The sequence below is a fragment of the Moritella sp. F3 genome (assembly GCF_015082335.1).
In the GTDB taxonomy this organism is placed as follows: Bacteria; Pseudomonadota; Gammaproteobacteria; order Enterobacterales; family Moritellaceae; genus Moritella.
The window spans coordinates 220208-240498 of the sequence record NZ_BLRL01000002.1; the positions used below are offsets into that span (position 1 = coordinate 220208).

The 20291-nt window shown below is 42.1% G+C and carries 14 protein-coding genes; 7 read left to right on the forward strand and 7 right to left on the reverse strand.

Annotated elements, in window-relative coordinates; all coding sequences use genetic code 11:
• Positions 1 to 183: 183 nt before the first annotated feature.
• Positions 184 to 2661 (reverse strand): DNA polymerase II, encoded by a 2478-nt coding sequence (locus JFU56_RS04120; protein WP_198436018.1) that lies wholly within the window; start codon positions 2659 to 2661, stop codon positions 184 to 186.
• Between the two features lie 248 nt (positions 2662 to 2909).
• Here JFU56_RS04120 and JFU56_RS04125 point away from each other — a divergent pair, with 248 nt between their 5' ends.
• On the forward strand, positions 2910 to 5054 hold the full coding sequence (locus JFU56_RS04125; RefSeq protein ID WP_198436019.1) for an MFS transporter: 2145 nt from the start codon (positions 2910 to 2912) through the stop codon (positions 5052 to 5054).
• A gap of 394 nt (positions 5055 to 5448) precedes the next feature.
• Here the strand turns inward: JFU56_RS04125 and nhaD are convergent, their stop codons facing one another.
• The gene (gene nhaD, locus JFU56_RS04130; protein ID WP_198436020.1) at positions 5449 to 6885 is read right to left on the reverse strand and encodes a sodium:proton antiporter NhaD; all 1437 of its coding nucleotides are present in this window, start codon (positions 6883 to 6885) and stop codon (positions 5449 to 5451) included.
• A gap of 277 nt (positions 6886 to 7162) precedes the next feature.
• Here nhaD and JFU56_RS04135 point away from each other — a divergent pair, with 277 nt between their 5' ends.
• The gene (locus tag JFU56_RS04135) at positions 7163 to 8425 is read left to right on the forward strand and encodes a mechanosensitive ion channel family protein (RefSeq protein WP_198436021.1); all 1263 of its coding nucleotides are present in this window, start codon (positions 7163 to 7165) and stop codon (positions 8423 to 8425) included.
• A 175-nt stretch (positions 8426 to 8600) separates the two neighbouring features.
• Positions 8601 to 11105: a cache domain-containing protein gene (locus tag JFU56_RS04140; RefSeq protein WP_198436022.1), complete on the forward strand. Its 2505-nt coding sequence runs from the start codon at positions 8601 to 8603 to the stop codon at positions 11103 to 11105.
• A gap of 75 nt (positions 11106 to 11180) precedes the next feature.
• Here JFU56_RS04140 and rluB read toward each other — a convergent pair whose 3' ends face one another.
• From rluB to JFU56_RS04165, 5 genes are all read right to left on the reverse strand, one after another.
• Entirely contained in the window at positions 11181 to 12197 is a 1017-nt protein-coding gene (gene rluB, locus JFU56_RS04145) for a 23S rRNA pseudouridine(2605) synthase RluB (protein ID WP_198436023.1), read from the reverse strand.
• Between the two features lie 51 nt (positions 12198 to 12248).
• Complete coding sequence (gene scpB, locus JFU56_RS04150; protein WP_374221035.1) at positions 12249 to 12815, reverse strand: SMC-Scp complex subunit ScpB; 567 nt, start codon at positions 12813 to 12815, stop codon at positions 12249 to 12251.
• 14 nt (positions 12816 to 12829) lie between these two features.
• Complete coding sequence (locus JFU56_RS04155; RefSeq protein WP_198436025.1) at positions 12830 to 13615, reverse strand: ScpA family protein; 786 nt, start codon at positions 13613 to 13615, stop codon at positions 12830 to 12832.
• 3 nt (positions 13616 to 13618) lie between these two features.
• Positions 13619 to 14239 carry an L-threonylcarbamoyladenylate synthase gene (locus tag JFU56_RS04160; RefSeq protein ID WP_198436026.1) on the reverse strand — a complete coding sequence of 207 codons (621 nt, stop codon included), beginning with the start codon at positions 14237 to 14239 and terminating at the stop codon, positions 13619 to 13621.
• Between the two features lie 78 nt (positions 14240 to 14317).
• The gene (locus JFU56_RS04165; RefSeq protein WP_198436027.1) at positions 14318 to 15184 is read right to left on the reverse strand and encodes a PHP domain-containing protein; all 867 of its coding nucleotides are present in this window, start codon (positions 15182 to 15184) and stop codon (positions 14318 to 14320) included.
• Positions 15185 to 15528: 344 nt separating this feature from the next.
• Here JFU56_RS04165 and JFU56_RS04170 point away from each other — a divergent pair, with 344 nt between their 5' ends.
• From JFU56_RS04170 to trpCF, 4 genes are read left to right on the forward strand one after another with little or no spacing between them, the layout of a single operon-like run.
• On the forward strand, positions 15529 to 17178 hold the full coding sequence (locus tag JFU56_RS04170; RefSeq protein WP_198436028.1) for an anthranilate synthase component 1: 1650 nt from the start codon (positions 15529 to 15531) through the stop codon (positions 17176 to 17178).
• A 10-nt stretch (positions 17179 to 17188) separates the two neighbouring features.
• Complete coding sequence (locus JFU56_RS04175) at positions 17189 to 17794, forward strand: aminodeoxychorismate/anthranilate synthase component II (RefSeq protein WP_198436029.1); 606 nt, start codon at positions 17189 to 17191, stop codon at positions 17792 to 17794.
• 4 nt (positions 17795 to 17798) lie between these two features.
• Complete coding sequence (trpD, locus tag JFU56_RS04180) at positions 17799 to 18836, forward strand: anthranilate phosphoribosyltransferase (protein WP_198436030.1); 1038 nt, start codon at positions 17799 to 17801, stop codon at positions 18834 to 18836.
• A 41-nt stretch (positions 18837 to 18877) separates the two neighbouring features.
• Positions 18878 to 20290, forward strand: a complete 1413-nt coding sequence (gene trpCF / locus JFU56_RS04185) for a bifunctional indole-3-glycerol-phosphate synthase TrpC/phosphoribosylanthranilate isomerase TrpF (protein ID WP_198436031.1) — start codon at positions 18878 to 18880, stop codon at positions 20288 to 20290.
• Position 20291: the final 1 nt, after the last annotated feature.

The following is a 20291-nucleotide window of genomic DNA, read 5'->3' on the forward strand; positions in this document are numbered from 1 at the left end:
ATAGCGACAACAGGCGATAAATGTGTAACTGATTAAGATAAACCAGTTTGGCTAGCGTTGTCAGGATAGGTTTCACAAATGCAGGTAAAGTATTGTCAGGAGGATTGTTTTAATCGCAACTAAAGTTGAATACAGTTAATGCTACGATTAAAACGATTATTAAAGCTGTTATTAACACGATGATTAAAATAGTCCCATTTGTTGATCGGTTATCAAATCAAAGCTCAAGCCGATAAATGGCAAGATACCATCAGCAATCGGCTTCAATTGTTTTTCAATATAATGCTCGAAATCCAAGACCGAATGTTGGTGCTCAACCGCTTCAGGGCCACTCAAGGTGAGCACATAACTGATCCAAGCTTTGTGTTGATAACGCAGAGGCTGACCTAATTGGCGATTTTTCTCATCCGCTGCACGTGCTGCTTTTACATGTGGTGGCACATTCTTCACATATAAGGCCAATTCTTGGCGCAAGCGTTTACGATAAACGAGCTTATCATTAAACTCTCCTGCTAAGGTCTTCTCGACAATTTCCAGTACATAATCTTCAACAGCCAAACCATGGAATACCCGATGGTATAACTCCATTTGGAACATCTTCGCCAGATCGGTCCAATCGGTACGCACGGTTTCCAAGCCTTTGAAGATCAGCTTCTCACCGTCTTTGGTATTCACTAAACCGGCATAACGTTTTTTACTGCCTTTATCTAGGCCACGAATCGTTGGCATTAAAAACTTGTGATAATGCACTTCGTATTCGATATCTAAGAAACAATCAATGTCGTAGTCTTCACGTAAGTGTCGTTGCCATTGCGCGTTAATATATTCTGATAATTCTGCGCCCATACGATCCGCCTGCACACTTCGCTCGTCATGTCCCTCGCCATCAGTAAATTTCGAGCTATCAAGTAATACAAACGTCGAATCAGTATCACCGTAGATCACCTTATAACCTTTAGCTTCAATCCAGCCAGCAGTTGTCTGCATGATCTCTTGGCCGCGCATGGTGATCGAAGATGCTAAACGCGTATCATAAAAACGACAGCCGCCAGATCCCAATACGCCATAAAACGAATTCATTAAGATCTTAATGGCTTGCGAACGTGCGGCATCTTTATCGACCTTGGCTTGATCACGCTGTGACCACAGTTCGGTAATAATATCGGGCAGGTAATGTTTATCCCGATCAAACAAGCCACCACGGAACCCGGGGATCGCCTCTGTTGGGTTTTGCACACCTTCTAATAAGCCCACCGGATCAATTTTAAAGGTGCGAATAATCGACGGGTACAGGCTCTTAAAATCCAGCACTATCACGTGATCATACAAGCCTGGAAAGGAATCCATGACATAACCACCGGGACTCGCTGTTATTCCGCTCTCACGTAAGTTTGGCGCAACATAACCCGCACGATGTAACTTAGGTAAATATACATTCGTAAATGCTAATACAGAGCCACCGTTACGATCTAATTCCAATCCAGTTAATTGCGAACGTAATAACAAGAAATCTAACAAGCGCGTTTTAACAAAGATATCCCACACTAAGACGCAATCTTGCAGGTTATACTTAGCTAACTTCTGTTTGTTGAAGTGAAAATCGTGATTGATCTGTTCCATGCGGTTATCAACGTCTTCGGTATCCTTACCCACACCAAGGACCTCTTGTGCTACATTTTCTAAACTAAAGCTTGGGAAACTATAAGTGGCGGTTTTTAAACTATCAATGCCATCAACCACTACGCGCCCATGTAAGGTTAAAAAACCTGGCTGCTGCGGTGTGCGGCCATCACGCCAATGCAGGTTTTGACCACCACGCCCTAGCGATAATTTAAGATTATGGAATGTGGCGCGCACAGCCAATAACCGAAAATCAAAGTTAATCACGTTCCAACCAATAAAGATGTCAGGATCGTAGCTGATCACGAATGCTTGCAGTGCCAATAACAAGCTTTTCTCGTCAGCAACCCAGTGGATCAACGGCTCATCATCAGGAGCTTGCGCTAAATTTTTATTCGCTTTTATTTGTGCCTGAACGAGATCTTTATCAAGCTGCTCGCCTATCATGTAAACCCGTTTAAAAGGCTTACCGTCAGGGCAATAGGCAGGGCTTAATGAATACAAACCAATTGAGTAAAGCTCACCGTGTTCTGAACACTCGATATCCAGTGAGATCTGTTTAATTTTGTCGACTAAGTTATCTGGCAATTCAGCAGGTTTAAGTTGTGCTTGTTGAAACTCAACATAGCCTTTGCGCTGTACTGGCGTACCAGTAAATTCGACAGCCCCTTTAACGAAACGCTCCATCAGGTAACGTTCAGCTGGACGAATATCCGCCTCTAATACCGTAACCAGCTTACGTCTTAATAATTCTTGGGCGCGATGATAGTCATGGGACGTCTGGAAATAAAAGGCGCTCATCAACTCTAAATCAAAGCTACGCAACTGCAAATTTTTATAATTAAAGCGTGGATTAAGCTCACTTAAGCACGCTAATGCAGTGGTCAGTTGATCTTGAGGAATGAACATCACCAGCGGCTGGGTTGCCGGGATCAGTTTAACCGCACCCATTTCAGATGCTAACCAGTAACTTAATTCGTTGTTACCATTACGATCACGGCTATGGCGCGATAATAAAAAACCCAGATATGTAGCAGACAAAATTAACCAGAAAAAGTAGTGTAAGACTGGTTAAGTGTACAGCATTTTTAGAAATGTGAAAATGGCATACAAATAAGCTTATCCATTCATTAATCAACCATAATCCAATCGCTGACGAAATATCTTTATATGCGGCTATATTTATACAAATGTGTGATCAGATATCATGATTTGTTGAATATATGTTATAAAGCCTAACTGAATAACGAATTAACCATTTTAGACTAAATAAAGAAGAGAATACGCTTGTGACCGCAACCCTTAAACCTTTTATCTTACTACTCGTCAGTGGATTTTTACTCATGTTAGGTTACGGTCTGAGTAATATTTTATTGCCTGTGCGCATGCAAAATGACGGTATCAGCGTCGATAACATCGGTATCATCTTATCTATGCTATCTGTGGGTTTTCTACTGGGTGCGATTTATAGCCGTAAATTATTACAACGAGTTGGTCATATCCGTATATTTGCGATGTGCGGTAGCTTAACCTCGGTCGCCATCTTATTGTCTGGTTTATATCCTGAGCCGTTAATGCTTGCAGCAATGCGGATGCTAACCGGATTTTGCATGGCCTGCGCCAATGCCACGCTCGATAGCTGGTTAAGTCACAGTGCCACAGAAGAAAGCCGTGGACGAGTATTATCAATTAACCAAATGGTGATCATGTCGGCACTGTTTTCTGGGCAGTTCTTATTAAACGTTGCGCCAATCACCGATGTGACTCTGTTTGTTATCTCAGGTATTTTATTTAGCCTTTCTATCACCCCTATCGTGATCAGCAAGCAACTGGGGCCACAGATTGAAGACAGTCAGTCCATGTCCTTAATGACCATCATTAAACTATCGCCACTTGGAGTTATCTGTTGTTTTTACGGCGGTTTTCTCTATGCGGGTTTAGTTAATATGCTGCCTATTTTTGCCAATGACAACGGTATTCAAGGTTTCAGCTTATCCATTTTTATGGGCGCATCTATTTTTGGTGCTATTGTTTTTCAATATCCAATCGCGTATTTATCAGACCGCTTCGACCGTCGTAAAACCATGATCGCCATGGTATTAACCATCGCAGCATTATCACTAGTAGTGCCACAGTTAATTAATTCGTCACAATTTAACCTCACCTTATTAGTCATTGCAGTTGTCATGGGCTTAACCGCTTGCCTCTATCCAATGAGCATGTCAGAAACGTTTGATAAAGTATTGCGAGAACAGATTTTAGCGGCAATGGGATCCTTACTACTGATTTATGCACTGGGTAGTATTCTCGGTCCCAATCTCGCCTCTATTGCGATGAACATATTTGGCAGTGCAGCATTATTCTCATTCATGAGTATTACGGCACTGACGCTACTGGTATTTATCTTAGGTAATATGTTTAAGCAGACAGCGCTACCACGCGATGAGCAAGAAAATTTCATTATGCAAACCCCTTCCGGTGTGGCATCTGAACTGGATCCTCGAACTCAATATTCCCAGCCTTCTTTTGAACAAACATCAGAAGTTGAAGTGGCGATTAGTTTAGCAGCAAACAATCCCGCAGCTGCCGTGAACATGGCCAAAACCTTAGCGATGCGCGACCCAAATGACGCCTCAAACTTAGCCGCGGCACTCAGTACCATTGACGAAATTGATATCAGCCGTTTGTACCGCGCCATCACCGCCGCCGCGCCAGAAATGAGCATACACATTGCCGAGGCTCTCACCAATGCCTCACCAGAACAAGCGGACGAATTAGTTGACTGGATCACCACGGAGCGCCCCGACCAATTTACTGACATTATTGTTGCCATCGCCAATTCAATGCCAGATAACGGGATTAATATGATGGAGATCGCAGCCGAAAATATGGTTGAAGAGCACCAAGATGAATTGCTGGAAATGACCGACCAATACATGACAAGCTTATCTGATTCGTTAGATGATATGCGTCCAGTCGATCGTGCAGCGGCCGCCACAGAGCAAACAGCAACCGAGCTATACAGCCGTTTAACCGATGTATCACCAACGCAATCAGCCGACTTCGCCCTCGCTGTATCTGAAGCATACCCTGAGTCATCAAATGTAGTTGCCGAAGCTTACGTGAGCAATCTAATTGAAAGCGAACAAGCCACATCAGGTGATGCCACAGCGAACATTGAAAGTGCGGTAAATGACTACGTCACCCAAGTTGCTGAAACGATCCCTGAATACGCTGCCGATATCGCCACCACGATGATTGATTCTGTACCCGATATCGCCTCTGATATGGTTGAGATTTTACAAGATTCAGACGTGTTCGATGACAGCGAACTAAGCACGTCGATTAAAGACAAACCTGAGCATGATGAGCTTGAAGAGCAGTTACAATATGCCGTGCAAACGCAGTCTGATGAACTCGATAAAAATAGCTAGTAATTGTTTACTTCCCAGTGTCTAGGCTAGCATTATAATCCATCACTGTGTTTGCAGTGATGACACCGAGCGCAACACAGCCAGACATTTGGGAAGCCAATAATATAATAATAAAACATTTCTTCATCACAATTTCCTTTCAATATAGACCGGCCGGAATATAGCAACATTCATATAAATATCTATAAAATTAATTATTCAATAAGTGTGATCTATGTCTATTTGGCAACGCATTGGTTTAGCGAGCAGCTTGATATGAGGATAGAGCGGTATATCAATAAGCCGGTAATACAATGGATAGTAAAGAGGATCTAAGAAGTTAATATGAAAAGTAGGTATTAAGGAATACTGAGCTTGTTGCTTACGTAACAAGCTCAGTGTTTAAACGTGTTAGTTAAAACAACGCACTATTCAGCCATAGATGACAAAGAATTGAAGCGATGTAACCCAGTGCAATCACTGGAGCCCAACGTAAGTGACCTGCAAACGTATACAGTCCACGTGCTTGACCCATTAGCGCTACACCAGCCGCAGAACCGATAGACAGTAAACTACCGCCCACGCCCGCTGTTAGCGTCACTAACAACCATTGTCCTAATGACATGTCAGGTTGCATGCTCAATACCGCAAACATCACCGGAATATTATCAACAATCGCCGACAAAACACCCACAGCCACGTTAGCCATCGTCGTATCCCACGTGCCATACATGATGCCAGATGCCAGACTTAAGTAACCCATAAAGCCTAAACCACCCACACACATAATCACGCCGTAGAAGAATAACAAGGTATCCCACTCCGCTTTAGCCACTTTGTGGAATACGTCAAACGGCACGACACTACCAAGCTGCTGCAAGGCTTTTTCATCCTGAGCAAGTTCTGCCTTAGCGCGTTTACGCTCTAACGAAATTGGTAATGTTTTACGTAAGAAGTAACCGAAGAATTGTAGATAACCTAGACCTGTCATCATACCTAGTACTGGCGGCATATGTAGCACACTGTGCGCAGCAACTGCGGATGCAACAGTCAGTAGAAATAGCAACACAATACGCTTGGCACCACGTTTAGTATGAACCGTTTCTTGTACGCCTGATAACTTGGCATTTTTAGGAATGAAGAACGTCATGATCGTCGCTGGTACGATAAAGTTAATCACAGAAGGTAAGAATAGCGCGGCAAATTCATTAAATGCAACCATGCCTTTTTGCCATACCATTAACGTTGTAATGTCACCAAATGGGCTGAATGCACCACCCGCATTCGCGGCAACAACAATGTTAATACAAGCGAGATTAATAAATTTCTTATCTTCCCCTGCAACTTTCAATACCACTGCACACATGAGTAGAGCCGTTGTTAAGTTATCGGCAATCGGCGAGATGAAGAATGCCAAAATACCCGTTAACCAGAACAGTCCTCTTAAATCCAAGCCTTTACTTAACATCCAACTGCGCAATGCATCAAATAATTGACGCTCTTCCATCGCATTGATGTAAGTCATCGCTACCAGTAAGAATAGTAATAACTCTGCATATTCTAGCAGGTTATGCCTAAACGCGGCCTCAGCAACATCGGACATGCCAAGGTTAGCATAGTGCCAACCAATGAGTGCCCAGATGACACCAGCTGCGACGAGTACAGGTTTCGATTTTCGTAAATGTAAATGCTCTTCCGCCATTACCAGCAAGTATGCGCAGGTAAAAATAATGATAGCAAAATAGCCTATTCTGGACGTAGTGAGATCTATAATTTCCCCACCACCTGACGCAAATGCAAACGTTGCAGGTGCGAGTCCAAACAAAATAATTAAAATAAGCTTCATTGCCATGTTATGTGCCTTCCCTCTCAGAATGATAAAAACCTGTTTAATGTATGTTATAAAATTGTTTTCTGCTATTAGCAAAACTGTTTTTAGTGAAGTAATAGCTATTTTTATGTTCTTTATCAATTAGGCGATAAGTCACAAGCCAGCTCCAAATAGCGCTGTATTTATTAAGTAGTAACTACAGGGTAATATAAATACTTGATAAAAAAGAGTCGATTGCCTACCATCAGTACGCACTAACTTCATGACCTCACACTGGAATTAACCAAGGATATTTACATTGGATCAAGAATTAAGATTAGCCATCTCGCAATGGCTCGCAGATAGCGATACATTAAACAAGGCAGATTCAAATACTTACAACCTTATATTAGTAGTGCTATGTTTAACGCTCGCAGGCATATCCTATTTAGTTGTCAAGCGCGTCGTGATTAAAGCGATGAAGTTGATGTCTATCCGCTCTAAAGTTACTTGGGATGATACCTTTGTTGCACATGGCGTATTAGAAAAATTCGCCTTATTAGTTCCGCTATTAATCATAGAAATACTGCGACCTTTGTTTACCGTATTGTCACCTTATTTCACCGAAATCATAGGCCGTCTGCTGACCGCCCTTTTGGTGATTTTATTGATACGAGCGATATATTCCGTGTTAAATGCGATAGCGCAAATAGCCGATGAACATAGCGCGACTCAACGCTTACCTATCACCAGTTTCATCCAGCTAATTAAACTGTTTTTATTTTTTGTTGCAGCCATTATCACCGTGTCGATTTTATCCAACCAATCACCCATTTATTTTTTAAGTGGTTTAGGTGTCGCGACAGGTTTCATCATGCTGATATTTAGAGACACCATTTTAGGCTTTGTCGCTGGTATTCAGTTAGCCACGAATCAAATGGTGACCAGAGGCGATTGGATTCAAATGGATAAATACGGTGCAGATGGCACAGTAGAGGAAGTATCACTCACTACCGTGAAGGTGCGTAATTTTGATAAAACCATCACCATGCTCCCCGCTTACGCGTTAGTGTCAGATGCATTTACCAACTGGCGTGGTATGAGTGAGTCCGGTGGACGTCGTATCAAACGCAGTGTCTTTATCGATATCCAAAGTATTGGTTTTTTAACCAAAGAAGATACCCAACGTCTTAGCCACGTGCATTTATTAAAAAATTACCTGGCTGATAAAAGCGTGGATATCAACACCTTCAATCTACCGTTTAGTGATGACGAACACGCGGTCAATAGCCGTGGTTTAACTAATATCGGTACATTCAGAGCTTATTTATTAGCATACTTACGACAGCACCCCAAGGTACGTAAAGACATGACATTATTGGTAAGGCAGTTAGCGCCTACCACGCAAGGCATGCCCATCGAGATCTATATCTTTACCGACGAGATCCGCTGGGCTTTTTATGAAGACATACAAGCTGATATCTTTGATCATATCTTTTCGGTATTACCTTCTTTCGGGCTGCAGGCTTTTCAGCAACCGAGTAGTAATGATGTACAAATGCTAATGACGAAGGTGACTTAGCCTACGTCTAATCCAATCGTTTACCATAATAAAAATGCTATTTTTAATACTTGAAACGAAATAAACAAACTAAATACAGCTTTAAAGTATTTTTGGGGCTGTACTACTTTATTTCTCCCAGTGTTTTTATTATATTGCTAACTTCAACTAATTAACCGTAAGCTATTAAATATAAATGACTCATGATCTAAAAATACTGCGGTTGATAAAAATAATCCCTCCTATTATTGTCATTATTTTCGCTATTTTGGTTAACGTTATTGTCATTAACAATAACCAAACCAAGCTGAACAAAGATATCGTGTCCCTGCGCCAAGATTTTATAGAAAAAGAACAAGAACAGGCAAAATATCAAGTTAAACAAGTTTTTCAACAAATCCATTACGAAAAAAGTAACACCGAAAGGTTATTAAAAGAATCCATTAAAGCACGTGTTTATCAGGCTCACCGTATCGCCACGACGATTTATGAAGCAAACAAAGATAAGCCTGAAGCGCAAGTCACCAAGTTAATTAGTGACGCCTTAAGAAGTATTCGCTTTAACCAAGGACGTGGTTATTATTTCATTTATAAAACTAATGGCTTTAATGTCATGCATCCTACCCTGCCAAACTTTGAGGGTACCGATAAATCTGATATCCAAGATGAAAGAGGCAATTACATTCTTCGCGATATAGCGAAATTAATGACCGCGAAAGGTGAAGGGTTTACGCGGTGGTGGTTTGTGAAACCGCAAAATAAAGATCAAGAATTTGAAAAAATTGGTTTTAGTAAGCGATTTGCACCTTACGACTGGTTTATAGGCACAGGTGAATATGTTATTGATGTCGAAAATGACATTAAGCAGCGTCTATTACATCGCATTTCCAATATCCGTTATGGCAGTAATGGCTATATTTTTGTCATCGATTATCAGGGTAATTATTTATCCCATTACAACGACGAAGTTAAAAATACCAACAGATACAATACACTTAATGAGCAGAGTAGTTCCAACGCAAAACAGATCATCGACGTAGCCGAACAAGGCAGTGGATTTCTTAAGTATATTAGCGCGATGATGCCAAGCACGAACCGACCTGCAGAAAAAATCAGTTATATTATGGGATTCTCAGACTGGCAATGGGCAATAGGTTCAGGTGTGTATGTCAATGAAATTGAAGATTACCTTACCACACGTGAAACAGCGATTGGCCTGCAAAATAGGCAAGATCTAACCAAAATTTTATGGCTGAGCTCATTTGTTACCGTCTTTTTTGTGGCGCTATCACTTCTTTTCGCTAATTATTTAGGCCGTCGATTTGCCTCATATGAAAATAAAATAAGTGATGACTTTTCTGAATTAAATCAAATTAAAGAACAACTGCAATTCCAAGCCTTGCACGATTCATTAACCAAACTACCTAACAGAGTATTGTTTGATACCTACATAGAAAAAGGCATTGCTCTATCAAAGAAAAACGATAAAAAATTAGCACTTATGTTTGTCGATCTCGATGATTTTAAGAAAATAAATGATTTGTATGGTCATTCAGTTGGCGACCAACTACTCACCAGACTTGGTATCACGTTCAACCAAATGCTATCTCCCGGCGACAGTGTGGCTCGATTTGGTGGCGATGAATTTATTTTTTGCTTTCCGATGCTCGCTGATTTAGCCGAAGCTGAGACAAAAGCTAAGCACATATGTGCAATTTTCAAAAATCATTTTGTCATTAATGGTAAATCGATTCATTCAAGTTGCAGTATCGGGGTGGCAATGTACCCAGATGACGGGAGTGCTAGTGAGCAACTGATTAGTAAGGCTGATATTGTCTTGTATAAATCCAAGTCACAGCAAAAGGGCAATTATTTATTCTTTAATAATGCCATCAATACCCAGGTTAAACACGAGCTGTTACTGGAATCTGAATTACATTTAGCGATCGAAAAAAATGAACTAGATGTGCTATATCAGCCACAAATCGATGTCGCTACAGGGCTTATTTACGGGGTTGAAGCATTGGTACGTTGGTATAATCCCAAGTTGGGGCATATCTCGCCTGTAGAATTCATTAAGGTCGCAGAAGACGTCGGTATAATCAATGAAATTGGCCGTTTTGTGATTGAAAAATCATTAACGGATATTTTACGCTTTAATCGCGACAGTGATATTCAACTACAGCTATCAATTAACATTTCTCCTAAGCAATTAATGGAACCCGACTTTGTCAGTAACCTGATTAAGATCACCACTGATATGGCCGTTGATAATCATCTAGTGACGTTGGAGATTACTGAGAATGTATTGATTAATGACTTAGCGAAAGTGCAGCCTATTCTGCAATCAATCAGGGACTGTCATTTTAAACTCTCACTTGATGACTTTGGTACTGGCTACTCCTCGTTAAGTTACTTAAGTAATATGCCAATCACTGAAATAAAAATTGACCGTTCATTTATCGATAAATTTTTAATCAATAGCCAAAGTGAGTCCTTAGTCAAAACCATCATCGCTATTGGCCAGCTATGTGATTTAACCGTTATTGCCGAAGGGGTTGAAACGGAAGAGCAATATGCCCGCCTTCGTCATTATGGCTGTGACTTAGTACAAGGCTATTATTTTGATCGCCCCCTACCATTAGCGAAACTAACGAGTATTTATCAAAAAAAAACGCGCTATCCCAATGCTGATTCGTAGCGGGATAACGCGTTATGTAGTTAAGTCTATGCTCTCTACTTTATTAACTAGAGACTGACAATTAAAAATGTGTGCTTAGATACGAGAACGTTTCTTCGCTACACCTTTTTTAGGACTACGCTGTCTAGTCGGTGCTTTCTTACCGTGTAGCGGAATACCTGAACCTGCTGGCTTAGTACGGCCTTGGCCTTTACCACGAGGTTCATTCGTTTCTTCCATTTCTTTACCCAATCGACCATCTTTTTTCGGTCTCTGGCGTGTTTCATTGTTTTTCAATGAGCGACGGATACGGCCTTGACGAATACGTGTTTCTTTACGATCGAGGTTACGTGCTGTTGTTTCAGGTGGTAATGAAACGATAGCGCGCAAGTAATTAATCTCATCAAGTGCTAGTTCTGACCAACCACCACGTGGTAGACGGCGATCAAGTACTAATGAACCATAACGGATACGGATAAGACGACTTACCTGAATACCTTGAGATTCCCATAAACGACGAACTTCACGGTTACGACCTTCACTCAATAGTACGTTGTACCATTGGTTAAGACCTTCGCCGCCAGTTCCCTCAGCAACACCTTTAATTTTTTGGAATTTAGCTGGGCCATCTTCCAATTCAACACCCATACGTAGGTTTTGAATGATTTTCGGTGTTACTTCACCAAAGATACGACAAGAGTATTCACGCTCTACTTCGTGGCTTGGGTGCATTAGACGGTTTGCTAGCTCACCATCTGTAGTAAATAATAATAGACCAGATGTATTGATATCTAGACGACCAATCGCGATCCAACGGCCGCTTTTTAATGGTGGTAGACGATCGAATACAGTCTTACGACCTTCTGGATCTTTACGTGTACATAACTCACCTTCAGGCTTATGGTATGCAAGAATACGACAAACGTTTTCTTCTTCTGTGATAATTTGTACCGGATGTCCATCCAAACGAACTTTATCCGTTTCTTCAACACGGGTACCCAATGTCACAATATCACCATTAACGCTGACACGGCCTTCTGCGATCACAGCTTCCATCTCACGACGGGAACCTAAACCAGCACGTGCTAGTACTTTCTGTAGCTTTTCACTCATCAGTTTTCCTAAATATTAAGTTAAATTCTTCGTTATTTTTATTTGATACCGTTAGATATCCAATACAATTTCATCATCCATGGCGGCTAATTTAGCCAATAGAGCTTCATCCAATGGGGGTAACTCTTGAATACTTTTAATACCAAAGTAATCTAAAAATTGCGTGGTTGTCGCATACAAAGCCGGTCGTCCCGGTACTTCTTTACGGCCAATCACTTTGATCCATTCCCGTTCTTCAAGGGTGTGGATCGTTTGGCTGCTGACGGCAACCCCACGAACTGCTTCAATATCACCCCGACTAACGGGTTGACGATAAGCAATCAGTGCTAATGTTTCTAATGTCGCGCGCGAGTATTTCGCCGGTTTATCTTGCAACATACGTTGCAGCCAAGGCGTTAAATGAGAACGCGCTTGAAAACGATAACCACTGGCCACTTCCACCAGCTCAATACCCTTACCTTGATAATCATGCGTTATCTCGGCAATGTAAGCCACGACTTGCTGACGGCTTAGGTCTTCTTCGGCAAGCACATCTCGGCACAAAGCCGCTAATGATAACGGTTTCTTGGCCACAAAAATAGCAGCTTCGATAATCTGTTTATAAGGTGTTGTATTCACAGTCGGTCTCATACTTATTCGGCTAAGCTTAAGTATATCTCACCCAAGTGATTATTCTGGATCAGACTGATTAAAGACTCTTTAAGTAACTCAAGGATTGCGAGAAAACTCACCACAATACCGCGTCGGCCTTCTTCAAGATCGATAATTTGATGGAAAGTGCGTACTTTACCATCTTGCAGTAATGCCAGTATGTGCGTCATCTTTTCGCGCGTGGTTAATACCTCACGTTGGATCTGATGATGCTCGAAGTGTTCTGCTTTCTTGAGTAATTTTTGCAGATTATACGCCAAGTCTCGTAGAGATACCTCAGCTAATAACGGTGCGGCGGTAATATTATCAGGTAGATCAGCACTAGCAACAAAAATATCACGTAATATTCGTGGTTGCTTATCTAATTCTTCTGCTGCATTCTTAAATATTTCGTATTCTTGTAACTGTCTGATCAGCACTAAACGTGGATCATCAAGTTCTTCTTCTGCCACCACTAATTTAGGTAATAGCAAACGTGATTTAATTTCCGCCAGCAAGGCGGCCATCACCAAATACTCACCGGCCAACTCAATTTTCAACGTGGTCATTAATTCCACATATTCCATGTATTGCGCCGTGATTTTTTGCATTGGTAACTGCAAAATATCGAGTTTTTGCTTTTTAATTAAATACAGTAATAAATCTAATGGCCCTTCAAATGCGTCTAAAAATACACTCAGCGCATCTGGCGGAATAAACAAATCCTTGGGTACTTTACGTAATAATTCGCCATTAACCTTGGCAATCGCAGTGCTAGACTCTACCACGGGTTACACGAAAGCAGATGCATCACCAGCACCTTGACGAAGGAGCACAGCATTACCTTCAGAATAATCAATTACGGTTGTCGCTTGCTCACCTAAATAGCCACCATTAATAATCAGATCGACTTGGTTCTCAAGTTGATCACGGATAGCTTCAGGATCAAATTCAGTGCCCTCGTTCCCAGGTAAGATTAAAGACGTCGACATCATAGGTTCCCCTAAGGTTTCTAATAATGCCAATGCAATAGCGTTATCAGGAACACGAATACCAATGGTTTTACGCTTTGGATTCATTAAACGGCGCGGCACTTCTTTCGTGCCTTTAAAAATAAAGGTATACGGACCTGGGGTATTGTTTTTAAGCGCACGATAAGCACTATTATCCACACGAGCGTACGACGATAGCTCTGATAAATCACGACACAGTAACGTAAAGTTATGGTCTTTATCTAACTTACGGATTTTACAAATACGCTCTAACGCGGCTTTGTCACCAGTGTGGCAACCTAACGCATAACCTGAATCTGTCGGATAGATGATCACACCACCGTCACGTAATATAGCAACGGCCTGACTGATTAAGCGCGCTTGCGGATTATCAGGGTGTACATAAAAAAATTGACTCATAATAATGATACCTTAACTGTTTATGACCGTTGCAGATGCAGTTCACATCCATTCAGATTCCAACGCTATTTGAGCTCTTTACTCGGCAATAGCAACTGGTTTTTTCGCATCGATTTCAGGCCAAGACGACCACACAGGGGTGCAGTCTTTAGGGATATATAAATTTCGACCTAATTCAGTCCAGCTACTTGGTCGATGAAAATCAGAACCAACAGACCCAGCTAAATTATAATCACGACCATAAGTCGCCAATTGAGTTCGTTCAGTAATACCTTGTTGTGGCTGTCCCACTTCCAGTGCATCACCACCCGCTTCTTCAAAGGCTGCTAATAATCTTTTAAACCATTTAGTTGACAGTTTATACTGCAGCGGATGAGCCAGTACAGCTTGGCCACCTGATTGATGTATTATTTCTATCGTTTGTTCAATTGTTGCCCAGTTCGGTGGCACGTAACCGGTTTTACCTTTGGCTAAGAAACGTTTAAATACATTCTGAAAGGTATTTTCCACACCTTGCTCAACCAAGTATTTAGCAAAGTGACTGCGGGTGATACTGGCATCACCCGCCAAGGCTTTTGCACCTTCATAGGCATTGGGAATACGTGCTTTAGCTAAACGGTTACCCATTTCAACAGCACGCTCTTCACGCTTGTTACGTTGTTCAGCTAAAAATGCCTGTAATTCAGGATTGGCCAGGTCGACGTTTAAACCAACAACATGAATTTCATGATTTTGCCAGTTAGTCGACACTTCCACGCCATTGATCAGCGTCAGCGGCAGTTGCTTTTCAGCAATCGTGTCATGGCCTTCTTGTAAACCGTCAGTGGTGTCGTGATCGGTGATCGCTAATACATCCACACGATGTTCAACCGCACGTTGTACTAATTCAGCTGGACTAAGAGAGCCGTCAGAGGCAGTAGTATGAGAATGTAAATCGTATATCATAAAAGTAGAGCGTATCCAGCGATAAAAAGTCAGAAAAGGAACAATAAGGCCCTATTATAAGTTTTATTTAACAATTTCACACAAATATTAATAAATGTATTGACAATAATAGCCCTAAACGCATAAGTTTAACCTAATTAGATAACTTTATGGCTCAGAATCAATGCAAATTATTACAAACCAAACAATCAGTTGGTGGTGGCACATTCCTCTTTAAACGGGCATGTGATTTTGTGATATCTGCAGTAAATGTAAATCTACAAAAATAACAAACATTAAAGCCCGTTTCATTGAAACGGGCTTTTTTATTGGAAATTTAGTCACTTTAAAGCAAGGAAAGTACTATGACGCAGCGATTAGCGCCAGGTAAATTACATTCAATTCAGCAAGATTGTCCGCACATTGATGATCCCCTTGCATTCTACCGTCACATGTATCGTCCCAGCGGTAATAGCTTATTGCTAGAATCTGCGGACATCGTTACCAAGACCGCGCTACAAAGTTTAATTTTGTTAGATGCTGCCGTTAAAATCTCTTGTTTTGGCCGCACAGTTCAATTTAGCGCATTGACCAAGAATGGTGAAAATTTACTGCCATTTTTAGCTGGCGAATTTACTGCCCAGTTTGGTACCGATACAGTGACATCTCTGAGTCATGACCAATTAGCATTAAGCTTTGCCCCAACAGACGACAGCCTAGATGAAGATTCACGTTTGCAGTCATCATCACCGTTTGATGCCCTGCGCACCATGATCAATCGCGTCATTCCAGAAACACCGTTTCACGAAGCGTTATTCTTAGGCGGCTGTTTTGCCTATGACATGATTGCCAGTGTCGAGTCTCTGCCAAAAGTACCTGATGGCGCGAATATCTGCCCTGACTTTGTATTCTATGTGGCTGAAACGTTGATCGTCATTGATCGCCAAACCCAACAATCAAAGTTAATCGGTAGCGTATTTGGTGGTGAACACTTCGTTACGGCGTTAAATGAGACTGAAACTAAATTAGCGCGTATCCAAACCGAATGTACAACGGTATTAGCCGCTAACACCGAAGTTAAAACCACAGACCTCACACTCAACGTCGATATCAGTGATAGTGAATTTTGCAGCACAGTAGAAGATTTAAAAGATTACATTCGTAAAGGTGATATTTTCCAAGTTGTCCCATCACGTTGCTTTAATCTACCTTGCCCTGATTCACTCGCTGCTTATGAAAAACTCAAGCAAACGAACGCCAGCCCGTACATGTTCTATCTGAACGATTCAGACTTTGTATTATTTGGTGCATCACCAGAAAGTGCATTGAAATATGATGCGCAAAGCAATGACGTTGAGATTTACCCTATTGCAGGCACACGTCGCCGTGGCTTCCGCGCTGACGGTTCTATTTGCCCTGACTTAGATGGTCGTATTGAATTAGAACTTCGCCAAGATAAAAAAGAAACCGCTGAACATATTATGCTGGTTGATTTAGCACGTAACGATGTGGCTCGTATTAGCCAACCCGGTACACGCTACGTGGCAAATCTATTAAACGTGGACCGTTACAGCTACGTGATGCACTTGGTGTCGCGCGTAAAAGGTAAACTACGTAACGATCTTGATGCCCTACACGCTTATCAAGCTTGCATGAACATGGGTACCTTAGTCGGCGCACCAAAAATTCGCGCCGCGGAACTTGTGCGTCAAGTTGAACAACAACGTCGTGGTAGTTATGGCGGTGCGGTCGGTTACCTTACGGGTGACGGCACGATGGATACTTGTATTGTTATTCGCTCTGCATTTGTAAAAAATGATACCGCTTATGTGCAAGCAGGCGCTGGTGTGGTTTACGATTCAAACCCGCAATCTGAAGCAGATGAAACCCGCAGTAAAGCAGCCGCAGTATTAAATGCCGTGGCACTAGCGCAAGGTTCATCATTGGCAGAGATTATGGCAGCTAACAGTATGAAAGCAAAAGCTAACTCAACCCCAACTAACAACGCTAAGTAACGGAGGCAACATGAGCAACACTTTATTTTTATTAGACAACTTTGACTCTTTTACTTACAACCTCGTGGACCAGTTTCGCAGCCTAGGCCATGAAGTGAAGATTTACCGTAATAGTATTAGCGCAGAAACAATTAAGCAGCAAATTGATGCATGTGAAAACGACCCAATTGTGGTACTTTCACCAGGGCCAGGTAATCCATCAGAAGCAGGTTGTTTGTTGGAACTTATTCGCTTATGCCGTGGTCAATATCCCATGATCGGCATCTGCTTAGGTCATCAAGCGTTGGTACAGCAATATGGTGGCGTCGTTGGCCGTGCAGAAGAAATCATGCATGGTAAAGCATCATCAATTAACCATGATGGTCAGTTTATGTTTGCCGGTTTAAGCCAGCCACTACCAGTTGCCCGTTATCACTCATTAGTCGCAACAAAAGTACCAAGTAGCTTAACGGTTAATGCCGAATTTAACGGTATGCCAATGGCGATTATTCAGCCAGAAGACAAAGTGATAGGTTTTCAATTTCATCCAGAATCAATATTAACCAGTGAAGGCGCTGCGCTGTTAAAAAATACCCTAGCATGGGCAACAGAATCAGCAATAAGTCCTAAGGAGTAGGTCAATGGAAAATACAAACACAACACCAACAATCGCCGACATTCTCGAAAAGCTATATGCAAACCAAGTACTGACAATTGAAGAGTCAGAAACGGTATTTACCGCGGTCGTACAAGGTGAAATGGATCCAATCGTACTTTCATCTGTATTAACGGCGTTAAAAATGCGTGGTGAGCAACCCGACGAGATCGCTGGCGCAGCACAAGCCTTATTAGCGGCAGCAACCCCATTCCCAGCAGTTGACGAATTACATGCTGATTGCTGTGGTACTGGTGGCGATAACATGAATACCATTAATATCTCAACAACAGCCGCGTTTGTCGCAGCTGCTTGCGGGTTGAAAATGACTAAGCATGGTAATCGTAGTGTATCGAGCAAATCAGGTTCTTCGGACTTATTAGAAGCATTTGGCATTAACTTAACGCAAACCCCTGCACAAGCAAAAGCCTGCCTTGATGAATTAGGTATTTGCTTTTTGTTCGCGCCGCAATACCACGCCGGTATTCGCCATGCGATGCCTGTGCGCCAAACCCTGAAAACCCGCACCATCTTTAATCTGCTTGGCCCGTTATTAAACCCAACGCGCCCACAAGTACAATTAATGGGAGTGTATGACGAAAATTTAATTCTACCGATAGCAGAAACCATGGATAAACTCGGTGTACAACGCGCATTAGTCGTCCACGGCAGTGGCTTAGATGAAGTCGCCCTGCACGGTGAAACCAAAGTAGCTGAATTAAATAACGGCATGATCACAGAATACACCATCAGCCCTGAAGACTTCGGCGTGGCACGTTATGACGTAGCAGAACTGCGCGGCGGTGATGCAGCTGAAAATAAAGTCATTATCGAGCGCCTATTATCAGGTCACGGCACTGATGCACAAAAAGCCGCTGTGGCAATCAACGTATCGGCATTATTAATGGTTGCAGAGATAGCAACAGACTTTAAACACGGCACTGAATTAGCCATGGCTGCAATTGATAATGGCAGCGCATTAGCCTTGATTAACCAGCTAGCAGCAAAAAGCCAGCAAGCTTAGCCATACCGTTAATAACTGAATCTAACAGGAAGGAAGCATAAATGTTAACGAAAGAGTTACAGCAAACCATTCTCGGTAATATTGTCGACGATAAAGTGACTTGGGTTGCCGCGCGTAAAGCCAGCCAACCACTCGCGAGTTTTATTGCTGAACTAGTCCCGACAGATCGTGACTTTTATGCCGCGTTATCTGGCAAGCCAACCAAGTTTATTTTGGAATGTAAGAAAGCATCGCCATCAAAAGGTTTAATTCGCCCAGAATTCGATTTAGATTTGATTGCTGGCGTTTACAAAAATTATGCAGCAGCCGTTTCAGTACTCACCGATGAGAAATATTTCCAAGGTGATTTTGACTACGTCACTAAAGTACGTAGCATCGTGACGCAACCTGTGATCTGTAAAGACTTCATCATTGATGAATACCAGATCTATTTAGCACGCTTACATCAAGCAGATGCAACGCTGCTGATGCTGTCAGTATTAGATGACGCTGAATACATTGCCTTAGCTAAAGTAGCGCACAGCCTAAATATGGGCGTGCTTACAGAAGTTAGCAACGAAGCAGAGCTAGTACGTGCAATAGCCTTAGACGCAAAAGTGATTGGTATTAATAACCGTGACCTGCGCGATCTGTCTATTGACTTAAACCGTACCAAAGTTATTGCTCCGCAAATTCCAGTCGATCGTATCATCATTTCAGAATCGGGCATTTATAGTAACCAGCAAGTACGTGATTTAGCGAACTACGCCAATGGCTTCTTAGTCGGCAGTTCATTAATGTCACAAGACAATGTTGATTTAGCTTGTCGTCGTTTGATTTTAGGCGACAATAAAGTTTGCGGTTTAACACGTCCAGAAGACGCAAAAACAGTCTATGAACAAGGCGCTATTTATGGCGGCCTTATCTTTGCAAAAAAATCGCCACGTTGCGTAAACTTAGCAACAGCGCAAGACGTAATAGCTGCAGCACCACTCGCTTATGTCGGTGTGTTTGTAGATGAACAAGTGACGCTTGTTGCACAAGTAGCGAACCATTTAGGCTTAGCTGCGGTACAGTTACACGGCAACGAAGACGACAGTTACATTGCAATGTTAAAAGTTTTACTCGACAGCGGCATCGAAATTTGGAAAGCGCACGGTGTTAGTGAAGAAGCGGCAGAGTTAAGTAAAAAGTTAAGTAAAGAGCTAGATACAGCCAACGTTGATCGTCATTTAGTCGATACGAAGGTAGCAGGACAATCAGGCGGCACAGGACAAGCATTTGATTGGTCACTGCTAACACCTGAAGATTGCAGTCAAACTATGCTGGCAGGAGGCTTAACCCCTGACAACGTAGCTGACGCAGCAAAACTCGGTTGCTTAGGGCTGGATCTAAACTCAGGATTAGAATCAGCACCTGGTATTAAAGATACAAACAAAATTATCGCGGCATTTAGCGCGCTTAGACATTATTAAA